This window comes from Litorimonas taeanensis, from assembly GCF_003634015.1.
Taxonomy (GTDB): domain Bacteria; phylum Pseudomonadota; class Alphaproteobacteria; order Caulobacterales; family Maricaulaceae; genus Litorimonas; species Litorimonas taeanensis.
This window is the reverse complement of record NZ_RBII01000002.1, coordinates 343,777-356,086: the sequence shown is the minus strand read 5'-3', so window position 1 is coordinate 356,086 and position 12,310 is coordinate 343,777. Positions and strand designations below refer to the sequence as shown.

12 protein-coding genes and 1 tRNA gene are annotated in these 12,310 nt (G+C 45.5%); 10 read left to right on the top strand and 3 right to left on the bottom strand.

What is annotated here, in order from left to right; translation table 11 throughout:
* Positions 1 to 22: 22 nt before the first annotated feature.
* Positions 23 to 712 (bottom strand): glutathione S-transferase family protein, encoded by a 690-nt coding sequence (locus DES40_RS09595; RefSeq protein ID WP_121101347.1) that lies wholly within the window; start codon positions 710 to 712, stop codon positions 23 to 25.
* Positions 713 to 805: 93 nt separating this feature from the next.
* A complete protein-coding gene (locus DES40_RS09590; RefSeq protein WP_121101344.1) occupies positions 806 to 1,822 on the bottom strand; it encodes a cation diffusion facilitator family transporter in 1,017 nt (338 codons plus the stop codon).
* A gap of 158 nt (positions 1,823 to 1,980) precedes the next feature.
* On the opposite strand from DES40_RS09590, the gene DES40_RS09585 reads away from it, so the two are divergent.
* Positions 1,981 to 4,713, top strand: coding sequence for a M1 family metallopeptidase (locus DES40_RS09585; RefSeq protein WP_121101341.1), 2,733 nt, complete (start codon positions 1,981 to 1,983; stop codon positions 4,711 to 4,713).
* 92 nt (positions 4,714 to 4,805) lie between these two features.
* On the opposite strand, the gene DES40_RS09580 is transcribed toward DES40_RS09585, so the two are convergent.
* Positions 4,806 to 5,435 (bottom strand): MarC family protein, encoded by a 630-nt coding sequence (locus DES40_RS09580; protein WP_121101338.1) that lies wholly within the window; start codon positions 5,433 to 5,435, stop codon positions 4,806 to 4,808.
* 114 nt (positions 5,436 to 5,549) lie between these two features.
* Between DES40_RS09580 and DES40_RS09575 the strand changes: the two genes are divergently transcribed.
* From DES40_RS09575 to DES40_RS13505, 9 genes are all read left to right on the top strand, one after another.
* Positions 5,550 to 6,506 carry a P1 family peptidase gene (locus DES40_RS09575; RefSeq protein ID WP_121101335.1) on the top strand — a complete coding sequence of 319 codons (957 nt, stop codon included), beginning with the start codon at positions 5,550 to 5,552 and terminating at the stop codon, positions 6,504 to 6,506.
* Positions 6,507 to 6,659: 153 nt separating this feature from the next.
* A tRNA-Arg gene (locus tag DES40_RS09570) sits at positions 6,660 to 6,736 on the top strand.
* 353 nt (positions 6,737 to 7,089) lie between these two features.
* The gene (locus DES40_RS09565) at positions 7,090 to 7,608 is read left to right on the top strand and encodes an RHS repeat-associated core domain-containing protein (RefSeq protein WP_267896633.1); all 519 of its coding nucleotides are present in this window, start codon (positions 7,090 to 7,092) and stop codon (positions 7,606 to 7,608) included.
* 142 nt (positions 7,609 to 7,750) lie between these two features.
* Positions 7,751 to 8,170: a hypothetical protein gene (locus tag DES40_RS09560; RefSeq protein ID WP_121101328.1), complete on the top strand. Its 420-nt coding sequence runs from the start codon at positions 7,751 to 7,753 to the stop codon at positions 8,168 to 8,170.
* 51 nt (positions 8,171 to 8,221) lie between these two features.
* Positions 8,222 to 8,407 (top strand): hypothetical protein, encoded by a 186-nt coding sequence (locus DES40_RS09555; protein ID WP_121101325.1) that lies wholly within the window; start codon positions 8,222 to 8,224, stop codon positions 8,405 to 8,407.
* Positions 8,404 to 9,729 (top strand): RHS repeat-associated core domain-containing protein, encoded by a 1,326-nt coding sequence (locus DES40_RS09550; RefSeq protein WP_121101322.1) that lies wholly within the window; start codon positions 8,404 to 8,406, stop codon positions 9,727 to 9,729. Before DES40_RS09555 ends, DES40_RS09550 begins: the two co-directional genes overlap by 4 nt.
* A 659-nt stretch (positions 9,730 to 10,388) precedes the next feature.
* Positions 10,389 to 11,084, top strand: a complete 696-nt coding sequence (locus tag DES40_RS13475; protein ID WP_121101316.1) for an RHS repeat domain-containing protein — start codon at positions 10,389 to 10,391, stop codon at positions 11,082 to 11,084.
* Between the two features lie 539 nt (positions 11,085 to 11,623).
* Positions 11,624 to 12,013: a DUF1493 family protein gene (locus DES40_RS09530; protein ID WP_121101310.1), complete on the top strand. Its 390-nt coding sequence runs from the start codon at positions 11,624 to 11,626 to the stop codon at positions 12,011 to 12,013.
* A 111-nt stretch (positions 12,014 to 12,124) separates the two neighbouring features.
* On the top strand, positions 12,125 to 12,310 hold a 186-nt coding region (locus DES40_RS13505; protein WP_267896632.1), incomplete at its 3' end, for an RHS repeat-associated core domain-containing protein.

The following is a 12,310-nucleotide window of genomic DNA, read 5'->3' as shown; positions in this document are numbered from 1 at the left end:
CTCAAGACTGGGATGTTAAATATTAAAAATCCAAATCGGTGTAATGCCTTGGCGCTCTGAACCCTGGAATGCGGTCCATAAGCAGGGGGCGCATTGAAGGGCGAGACTTAACTTTTTGGTACCATTCTTTCAATGTGGGCCAGTCGCGCCAATTAATTTCACCGAGGAAATCGAGGCAAGATATATGAGCGGCTGCCGCAATATCAGCAAGACTGAAATATCGCCCTGCGAGCCAATCTCTGCGTTCAAGAAGCCAGCAAAAATACCCTAAATGATGAGCAAGCGTTTCTCGGCCCTCTCTAAGAATTGCAGGGTCAGCCGCGCCAGCGCCTGCAATAGACTTTTCAACTTTCTCATGAAGAATAAGGGCATCAACTTCTTGGGCAAATTTATGATCAAACCAGTCGGCTAATCTACGGGCTTCTGCGCGTTCAACAATATCTTCTGCGAGTAAGGGATGACGGGTCGACCCATCATTTGCATATTCGCAAATCGCTCGCGCGCCTGTTATAATGATTTCACCAGAAGGTATAACATCAACCAATGTAGGGGGAACGCCCTCAGGCGTGATGTCTTCAAATTTTTTCCAATCCCCTTGATCTAACTGCCAAGGGTTAATCGGACTTTCAGTGACTTTCAGCTTTTTTTCGGCCAAGGTTATACGGGCCTGACGGCTCGCGGGGTGCAGGGCGAAATGATAAAGCGTACGCATAACGACTAGTTAATCAAGAGAGTAGTAACGAAGCCTTAACGATACTGTAAATCCTGATAGATTTAGTATTTTATAATGCCGTTAAAGATTGGCTCAGACTATGTCGTCTTGTGCCTCTTCATCCGTGAAAAATCTACGATTCCCATGGCTGTGGGAACAGCCGGCTGGGTGCGGGTGAATCAAAATGTCCGCAGCTTGAAAGTCGCCCATAAGACGCCTCTCCGCATTGATGATAATGTCGTGGGCTTCGGATAATGAGAGCGTTTCATCCATATCGAGCCGCATTTGTATATGTATATGTGGGCCTGATGCGCGAGTTCTTAGTTCCGTTACGGCGCGAACTCGTGGGTCAGCCATGGCAAGGCGAATTATCAACGCGCGTTCTTCGGAGCCTAATTCCATATCCATAAGCTGGGCCCACGCTAAACGGCCAACACGATACGCTGTGAATAGAAGCCATATTGCCATGATTGTCCCGACCGCCGCATCGGCCCAGATAAAGGGGGTAAAGCTCGAAATGACGAGGCCTAAAATAACAAATATATTGGCAAATAAATCTGCGAGATAGTGCGCCCGATCCCCGCGAACAGCGATAGAGCCAGTAGCACGGATAGCCCAACTTTGCGCGATTATCAGCCAAATTGTGATGATAATAAAGACGCCCATAGCCAGAATCGCTAAGGCAGAGTTAGAGATATGTTGGTGCCCATCAATGCGTTCGATAACTTCTTCAAAGAGATGAAATGCAGCAAATATAATGAGGCAAACCTGAAAGACGGCAGAAAAACTCTCAGCCTTTCCGCGTCCAAATCGATATTGCCCATCAGGTTTTTTGGCTGCGTAGCGGACGGCGATAAAGCTGGAGACCGCGCCGAACATATCCAATCCAGAATGAACCAATGAGGATAAAACCCCAATAGAATGCGTGCCTTGCCATAGGAAAATTTTACTGACCGTAAGGGTGAGGCCAACGATGACTGCTAAGGCAGTGATGCGGCGCGTAATGCGCGAGGCGCTCTCAGGCGGTAACCGTCCTGGCAAGCCACGACGGTCAGGCTTATCAAAGCGTGTGTCTTCTGTAGAAGAAAAACTATCGGGTGCAGCACTCATAAGTGGGCTGTTATAGCATAACTTTTACAGGGGCGACAATTTTGTCAGCATTCTCCCGAGATTCATAGAATTTCACCTCAGAAGACCCAAATTGCGCTCTGGTATTGCTAAACCTTATTGTTTAACAGAAACAAAATTTATAAATCTGGACTATTTCTATGTATTCAAAGCAATTTTCACTCGCGGCTTTGGCCTCGATTAGTTTCATCATGGCAGGGTGTGGTGAAGAAAAGGTAGCGAGCGAAGAAAACGTCGCCGCTGAGCAGGTGTCAGTTTTCTCGAGTGACGGTATTCCTCACGCGCAGCTTCCCGACACGGTCGTTCCGCAAAATTACGAAATTGATATGGTCATGGACCCAGATACCGATGGGTTTACAGGCACGGTAAAAATTGTCGTTGACAATAAGGAAGCTACGAAAAAAATCTGGATGCACGGGAAACATATGACAGTCTCTCGCGCCGTAGCAAAATTAGATGATGGCACAGAAATGCCGCTCACATTCACAGAGCTTTCTGCAGAAGCCGCGCCTTCAGGGGTTGCTTATTTGACTTCGGAAGACACTCTGCCTAAAGGCAAGCTAACGCTTATTTTGGATTATGCGACCCCCTATAACCAATCCCTAAATTCGGCTTACCAAGTAAAGCGCGGCGGCGAAGGCTATATAATCACACAGTTTGAACCTTTGGGCGCGCGTGAGGCTTTTCCAAGTTTTGACGAACCTAAATATAAGGTGCCTTTTACACTCTCTATCACAGCTCCAGATTCTGATTTCGTTTACGCGAATACACCTGAGATCAAACGGACAGAATTAGACAATGGTTGGATCCGGCATGATTTTGCCAAAACTCGACCCTTACCAACCTATTTGGTCGCTTTTGGCGCGGGTCCATGGGACGTGGTTGATTTCGGAATGTTGCCCAAAAATGATATTCGGCAGACAGATCTGCAGCTTCGAGGTTTGGCCGCCAAAGGGGAGGGCGAAAACCTTACTTATGCTTTGGAAAATACGAATGGCATTCTAAGCGCGTTAGAAGGGTATTTTGGGACGCCATACCCTTACGAGAAACTCGATATTATTGCGGCGCCTGATTATGCTTTTGGTGCGATGGAAAACCCCGGGGCGATTGTGTATCGTGAGTCACTACTTCTCTTGGGGGATAACCCGCCTCTTTCACAAAAGCGATCTTACGCTGGTGTGCATTCGCATGAGCTCGCCCATCAATGGTTTGGTAATTTGGTCACGCCTGTATGGTGGGAAGATATTTGGTTGAACGAAGCCTTTGCCACATGGGCAGGGAATAAAGGGACTTCTCTTTGGAATCCTGAAGGCAACTTTGATCGAAACACGCTCAATTCAGCATTAGGAGCGATGAATATCGATACGCTTTCAACGACGCGTAAAGTCCGCGAGCCTTTGGAGCGTTCCGAAAATGTCATGGACCAGTTTGACGGCATTACTTACCGAAAAGGCGGCGGAGTTTTATCGATGTTCGAGAGCTATGTCGGCGAAGAGAAGTTCCGCGATGGGGTTCGCCTTCATATGAAAACATATGCTGATGGTGTTGCAACAGGGGATGATTTCTTTCGTTCAATCGCCGAAGGATCAGGTAATAAGGACGTGGTAGGGGCTATGAAAAGCTTTGTGGATCAGCCCGGGCTTCCATTGGTTGATGCTCAAATGACCTGTTCTGATAATAAAATGGAGCTAAACCTGACCCAATCACGATACGCCCCTCTGGGCTCCAAAGTGCAACAAGGGCAAATTTGGCAAATCCCTGTCTGTGCGAAATTTGGTTATGCCGATGGGCAGACATCAAAGAGTTGTTTCTTGATGAAAGAAAAGACGCTCACCCAAAGCACCGAAGTAGAGGCTTGCCCAAGCTTTATGACCCCCAATGAAAATGGTTCGGGTTATTATCGGTTCACAATGGATAGCCAAGCTTGGTCTGAATTAATTGCCAATATCGATAGTTTAAATACACGAGAAGCCTTAACCGTTATGGATAGCCTTGTTGCGGCCTTCCGAGCAGGCGAAGTTGAGGCTTCGGTGTTTCTTGATGGCATGTCCAAATTTGCACAACACCCAGAATATGATGTGGCGTCTGGTTCCACCCGCCTGATAGGTTTCATGTATAATGAACTGCCAGAGTCTAGAGAGGATTTGGCCCGTTACGTTAGCGGAAATTACAAAGCGCGTTTTGAGCGTATCAGAGGTCAGAATACCGTTGAAGGTAACCTATTGGCCCCGTCACTCGCGGGAGAATTGGCGTATATCGGAAATTATTCGACCTTACGTCAGGAAATGGCGCTTAAAGGGGCAGAATATTTAGGACTTAACGGCTCCATGAATAAAAAGGCGCTCGCTCCGAATATGATGGGGCTCGCCTTATCTATGGCCATGATAGAGTATGGTGATAATGCCTATGCTCCATTGCTGGAATTAGCGACAACCGGCTCACCTCTTGAAAAAAGCCGCGCTCTAGGCGCGCTTTCCTCGACAAATAGTCAAGACGTTGTCGACGCCCTTCTGGGGTTGGCTTTGGATAAAGACGGCCCCTTAACAGGTCGCCAAGCTCTTAGCGTGGTAAACGGTTTACTGGCTTCAAATCAATTTGGTGATTATACATGGAATTGGCTAAAGGGTAATTTTACGCAATTTGTGAATGACCGTGTGGCAGATGTGCGTAAGGGCGGCATGCCTTCAACAGGTGGCAATTTTTGCTCTCTGGACCGCCGGGACGAGGTTCAGGCCTTTATGGAAGCTAATAGTGCAACCATTCCCGGATATGAGCGGAGCTTGAAACAAACAATTGAGCGGATTGAATTATGTGCTGCCTTGAAAGAGACTAAAGCGTCTGAACTTGCAGAGGCACTTAAAAAGAGGAAGTGATGATGTCGACGTCATCATATCTTACATCATAAAAAAGGCCCCATTTTGTGAATGGGGCCTTTTTTATATTCAACATAACTTTGGACGGTTTTCTAAAATAGAGCGCCCTTAATGCCATCAATAATAAATTGCGCCGCGAGGGTTGCGAGTAAGACCCCCAAGACACGGGTTAATACATTGGTGAGCGTTTTGCCCATTAGCTTCATAAGCGGCGCGGCGATGAGAAATGAAATCAATGTTATAACAAGGACGAGGACGAGGGCGGCAATAATTGAGGCCTCTTCCCAGCCATTACTGCTGCGGCTCATCAGGATTAATAAGGAGGCCATAGTACCAGGGCCCGCAATCATGGGAATACCCATTGGGAACACGGAGATATCTTCGGGATCTTCAATTTCTTCAAGTAAGTCCTCAGCGCGGTCTTCCCGTTTCTCAGTGCGTTTTTCAAACACCATGTTCAAACCGATGATAAAGAGCATAATGCCGCCCGCAATCCGCAGGGCGTCAAGGCTGATACCGAGTTTAGAAAACAACCACTCGCCGACATAAGCAAAGCCAATCAAAATGACCGAAGCCACGGCGACTGATTTAAAGGCCATTTTCCGTTGATGGGTTTTTGACGTACCTTGGGTTAAGGTCGCAAAAATTGGAGCGCAGCCGGGCGGGTCAACAATAACAAAAAGAGTCGCAAAGGCGCTCAAGAATAGGGCAAGATCAAACATGAACGGGCCATACCGTTATCATCTCTGACCTTCAATCAAATTATCCATTTCAAAATTGCCTTTAAACTTTCTCGAACGCTGGCAAATTGTAACCAAACCGCATAGGGTTGGCGTATGGAACAACACCCAATTTTTGATATTGGCGGATTTCGCCTTGGCCAAGCGCATGATGAAGCCGTTAATACAGGTGTGACCGTGATCTTACCTGAACAGGCCGCGACTTGCGCAGTGGATGTCCGCGGCGGTGGGCCCGGGACACGTGAAATCATGGCGCTCCAAGACGGCGGTTTAATTGATTCGGTACATGCTGTCGTTCTTTCGGGTGGGTCAGTTTATGGGTTGGCTGCAGCAGACGGCGTGACGGCTTGGCTCGGTGAACAGCGAATTGGTTATGCCCCAGGCCCCGAGCCTGTGCCTGTATCGCCAATTGTACCTTCGGCTATACTTTTTGATAATGCCAATGGCGGTCAAAAATTGTGGGGATTAAATCCGCCATTCCGTGATTTGGCCATTCAGGCGTGCGAAGGCGCAGAAACGCGCCTGAGCGAAGGTAAAGCAGGGGCCGGCTTTGGCGCCACGGCTGGCTTATATGCGGGCGGCTTGGGCGCGGCAGTTGAAAGTGTGGGGGACGTTAAAATTGGCGCTATCATAGCAGCTAACCCTGTTGGGTCGCCATATATGCCAGGGTCAAAATGTCCATGGGCTTGGCCATATGAAGTCGACAATGAATTTGGCGGGCAGCAGCCGCCAAAGGGATATAGTCTCTCAGAGGCCAAAGACACGAAGCTAGCGTTTTTAAAAGAGGCCGGACAGTCAACAGTAATCGGAGCCATCGTCACAGATGCGGGTTTATCCCAAAAGCAATTACGGCGAATTTCAATTATGGCGCAAGACGGAATAGCTATGGCGGTGCAGCCATCCCATACGCTGCTAGATGGTGACACGATTTTTGCTTTATCGACAGGAAATAAACCCTGCGAAACCCCTGTAGCCTTAGCTGAACTCGGCGCGGCTGCCGCACGGGTTGTCGCGCGGGCTCTCATGCGTGGCGTCTATTTCGCACAAGCTTGAATATGTTGATGATACGGCAAAACTGTTGAAATGCGAAAAGGGACGAAAATCCTCGAATTTGGCTGAAAATACCCCTTGCAAAGTCAGAACATTTCCGCTTTAAGGCGCGCTCGCAAGAGATTGCGATATGCCGCGCGGTTTCGCGCACTCTAAGCACCGGTAGCTCAGCTGGATAGAGTACTTGACTACGAATCAAGGGGTCGGGGGTTCGAATCCTCCCCGGTGCGCCATTTCTTTTATGTAAATTACTGCTTTTAACGGTCCATTGGGGGAGTGGTTTTAGTACCTCACAATTTACTCCATTTAAATTAATGTTCCGCGCCTGCTTTTCTTATATCTTAGGCCGTTTTAAATGGCGGCTAATGTTGTATTCGCAATAACATGTTCAAATGTCGGCATCCAGCATCCCAGCGTATGTAAAATTGCGTAGCAGAATGAAGGCACGTTCGCAAATGATATACAGCCAGATTAGTGTGAGTTACGCAACTAATTGAGTTAGAAACTCTCAAGTCCTTAGTGAGGTTGCGTCAGGCGACCGGCCTATGCCGCAGATGTCGCCGGGCAAGTTGTTTGGGAAGGCGGCATTACCACGCCGTTCGGCCTTCAGGTCAGCGCTATGGGCGCTGTCACACAAAGCCTTATGTTCCCCGGACAATATGCCGACGAAGAAACGGGATATTACGATAACTGGCACAGAACCTATGATCCGGCTCTAGGCCGGTATTTACAGAGCGACCCGATAGGATTAGCGGGTGGATTTAATAGATACGCTTATGTCGGTGGGAACCCGGTGAACTATGTAGACTTTCAAGGTTTATCTGGAATACTAACGATTTATTCCAAGGATGGAGAAGGCGGTTTTGGTCATTCCTTTTTATCTTTTCAAAAAGATAGCGATAATTGCAATTGTGAAAAACAGACCTTCAGTTTTTGGCCGGGCCCAATCCCTCTAATTGTGCCTGATCGGGGACAAAAAAATGGGTTAAACCGCAATTTTTATTTAGACGATGTTAACTCTACCAAATATTCATCGCGAAGTGTTTACCTCAATGATAAGATGGAAATCGAGTTCATGAGGATAATCAAAAAGTTGAACATTTGAATTATAGCCCGTCTCTTCAATGTTCAACTTTTTCGACAGCTATTTGGAATAGATTTTCATATAGAAAATTCTTTAAATAATCTCCGTCTGGGCTAAAGTCGGCAATTGATTAGTCACCCCCTGACCTTAGAGGGGCAACCCCATGAAGGTAACTGCCGCAATAATTGTCCTCTTCTCAATGCTTTTGAGTTACATTTATATAGATATACGAAGCTACAATGCCGAGATTACTTGCAACTATTTTCGAAAGTATTTTTATACCCAAGTCAGTAAACCGCCTCATTGGAAATATTTAAAAAAGGAAACATTTTTTAGGAAGTACTCCCCTTCTTTTGAAAAACTTTCTCCATACTCACCAAACGGAGCAAATGATTTTACTTGCGCTTTTAGTCGTGCCGAATCTGATGAAAAGCTGTTTCTTTGGATAAGAAAACAAAACCATCTAATAAATGAATTAAATCAGTCTAGTTTTCAATTTCAAGATAAAATATTACTTGTCGTTGTATACTCAGACGGTAAGAATTTAGATGTTATCTACAAATTAAATCAACTTAATGAGTAATCTTTTACACCCGGCTCTACTTTAGACGAACGAAAAAGAGCGCTTTTAAATATGATTACAGCCACCCTTAGCTTTCAAAGCTATAGCGCGAGCGCGGCTCTCAATGGGGACTTTGATTTTGCACTTGATGATGTCTCGGTAACTCTGTCGGGGGCACACCAGCTTCGGCTACGCTTGACTTTGATTTGGCAGAAGACTTCGCGCATGTTTGGCAAATCGGGCAAGGCTTTGCTATGACGGATGAAACCATAGACGCCCGCTCCGCTGTCAAATTCACGAAAACGGATGCCGGGGAAGCTGTGGGGTGGACGACGGATATTGTCGGCGGAGTTGTTGGGACTTCGGATAAACAGGGATTTGATATGACGTTCCCGCTAAACGGTGCCACGTCACTTGATTATGACTATGCTGGCCGTGTCTTCGCGGCCAACACTAAGATAGAATCGCGGATTGAGTTTTATGACGCGGAGGGTCAGCGCATTCTGGACTTTGATTTAAATGCGCGTGGCCGAATTGAAACAGTATACCGTGATGGCGCGGTTGCCGCGTCTTACACTTATGATGTCTTTGAACAGCGTATTGCCAAGACAGCGACTGATAACTTTGGAAATGTGACGGATGTCCATTACCATTATGACAGGGAGGGTCGATTAATTGGCGAGACGAGCGCGGCGACTGGCGAGTTCCTGCGCGAATATGTTTGGATTGGGCTGACGCCGATTGCCACTTATGGCGAAAACCCAACGCCTGGCAATGGCGGCCCAACGGTACTGCATTATTTACACGCCGACCACCTCAAGCGTCCGGCCTATGCCTCAGATGTCGCTGGGCAAGTTGTTTGGGAAGGCGGCATTACCACGCCTTTCGGGATGCAGATTGAAACCATGGGCGCAGTCACACAAAGCCTTATGTTCCCCGGGCAATATGCCGACGAAGAAACGGGATATTACGATAACTGGCATCGGACGTATGACCCGATACTAGGCCGGTATTTACAGAGCGATCCAATAGGCTTGGCGGGTGGATTGAATAGATACGCCTATGTGGGTGGGAACCCGGTGATCTTCATTGACCCAGATGGATTAAAAGAAATAGGTATTCGGTTTGGTATATCTGGTTCTCTGTTGGCGGGTGGCAAGTTCGGCATTGAAATATCCTTCGATACTAAAAGTAAGCAATTTAGATTTAGAGGAAATTACGGAGGGCTAATTGGCCTTGGTGGAGGATTTGATTCTCCCTTTATTTTTCGTAACAGTTATTGTGCTCCAGTTGGTTGGTCTAGCGTGGCTGTAAGCGAAATTAATGCAAACATAAGCGTTGTAGGGGTGAGAAAAGAACTAAGTCGAGTTGAAGTAAAGACTTACGGTGTTAAAAAAAGAACAGGTCCTCAACCATTGGAATATAACTTTCCTTGGCCATCGGCAAAAAAGGACAAGAAAAACAAATTAAAGCTTAAGGATGCATTTAAGGTTAGGCTGCCAGTTTATGAAATCGGTAACGAGCATGGATTTAGCTCAGCCCCGCTATTTGGCAGCAATACGTGTGGGTGTGAAATATGAACTTTATCCAAAACAATCGAAAATCTATATTAATGCTATTGGCAACGTTTTGTGTTATCAACCCTCTTTCCTTTTTCTTTCCCGAATACATAAACTACATATCTATTTTCCTTATATTTTTTTGTTTTGTATACATACTTTATGAAAATCTAAAAATGCTTCTAATAGAAAGAGATGAGTATCAAAGCGATGCAGACAAAGCACCATCTATAAGCACTTCACAGCTGATTACATTGAATAAATTTCAATTTTATTGCGGGTTTTTATTACTTTTATTCTCTACACATTTATATTCGATTTTTGCTAAAGATTTTGATATGTTAAACTCGTTAAAGGCAATTGCATCTCTATCGATGTCATATATTGCCCTCTTCTTTTGTATGTTTTATTTTCTCGAAATTGTTAAAAGTAATAACAAATTTCACGGTTCGGAACCGAATTTGTTTTGCGGCATATTTTTTGTTAATCTTGCAGCAATAATGATTTCAAACGTATCAGTATAACGAAACATTGTGACCTGCGCCCCTAAACTTCCACCATTTTCTGGTAGAGTCTTCGACAGTAATGCAGACTAATATGAAGCGATCACGATTTTCTGAAGAACAGATCATTGCGATATTGAAGGCGCAGATCAACCTTAGTCGAGCAGTACTACTTTGATGGATTTGATACCGAATTTACACGCTGACCACCTTGGACGACCAACGCATGCCACAGATGTCGCCGGGCAAGTTGTTTGGGAAGGCGGCATTACCACGCCGTTCGGCCTTCAGCTCAGCGCTATGGGGGCCGTCACGCAAAGCCTCATGTTCCCCGGGCAATATGCCGACGAAGAAACGGGATATTATGATAACTGGCACAGAACCTATGACCCGACATTAGGCCGGTATTTACAGAGCGATCCAATAGGCTTGGCGGGAGGGTTGAATAGATACGCCTATGTTGGTGGGAACCCGGTTAATTTCATTGACCCGACGGGAGAGTTTGGTTTTCTTGGAGGGGCGATTGGAGCTGGAACAAACTTAACAATCCAATTAGCTTTAAATGGTGGGAGATTTGAATGTGTGGATTGGGGTGACGTCATGATTTCTGGCGTTTTTGGTGCAGTTATTCCAGGTGCGCTTTCGCAAGTTAAAAGCGCTAAGTTAGCAATTTCGAAACGGAAACAAATGAACAGCTATCTTCGTAAGGTAAAAAACCCAAAAAATATACGAAAATTTATACGTAGAAAGGGAAAAGCTAACAACGATATACTTTTAGAACTTGAGTTTAGATTTTCTGCTGTAGTCGCTCAAACAGGGCTTAAAAAAACTACCAATGTCCTTGATGATGACTCTTGCGGTATGTGTAAGTAGGATTGAACGATGGCGCGAAAAAAAACTCGAAAAAGGAAAAATCAAGCCACGAGGCTTGTTGACTATATAATTGCATTTTTTGTTAATTTATTTTCATTTATGTGAGCCTCTATCGCTCTTCAATTAATTTCAAATGATATTCATGTCGAGAAGGTTAGTAGATTTGTATGTAGTGATGCGTATGCTAAATGTGCCTCAAGTTCAGATATCTACTTAGACAATTAAAGCGACTGATAACTTTGGAAATGTGACGGATGTCTTGATACGGAAACCATGATTAGTGGCGCTTTAGGGTCTGCCTACGGATTTTTCGGCCCATTTGAAAGAAAAGATGGAAAGCTTGGTTTTGCGGGCGGAGGTCCTTCAGGGGATAAGACATCTCAGTTTAGTAAAGGTTTGGCAAGTCTTGAGCGTCAAAATAGGTTATCACGCCGTGTTACAAGACGATTGAGAAAATTCGGGAGAGCGGCGGGCAAGCTTTCAGGTGGACTTTCGGTAGCTTGTTCTATTTACCGATTAAATCGTATACGGAAATGTTTATGAAGGATATCATGAAGCTTTCTGAAAATTTATCCGTATGCAAGAAAACGGAACAGTTTGTAGAATATTTGAAACTATCTAATAATCAAATTGAAGACCTGACTAAAGACACAAGTTTTTATCACGATTTGAATTATTACGGAGATGAAGCTTGGGAGCTAATTTTTATTATTAGAAAAATGGGAGTGGATGTTACAGGCATTAATTTTGAAGATTACTTTCCTCCAGAGTTTTCAAATAAAGGCCTTCTTAAAAGTTTATTCGTCTCCGTTACTCCGTTTTCTAAAAGGCGTAACTCTGTTAAATTAAATTATAAAAGGTTTACTCTTTTGATGGTAGACTCCGCTTTTCGAGACGGCACGTTCGCAAATGCTATACAGCCAGATTAGTGTGAGTTACGCAACTAACTGAGTTAGAAACTCTCAAGTTCTCACTAAGATTACCTCGGGCGACCATCCTATGCCACAGATGTCGCCGGGCAAGTTGTTTGGGAAGGCGGCATTACCACGCCGTTCGGCCTTCAGCTCAGCGCTATGGGGGCCGTCACGCAAAGCCTCATGTTCCCCGGGCAATATGCCGACGAAGAAACGGGATATTATGATAACTGGCACAGAACCTATGACCCGACATTAGGCCGGTATTTACAGAGCGATCCAATAGGCTTGGCGGGAGGGTTGAATAGATAT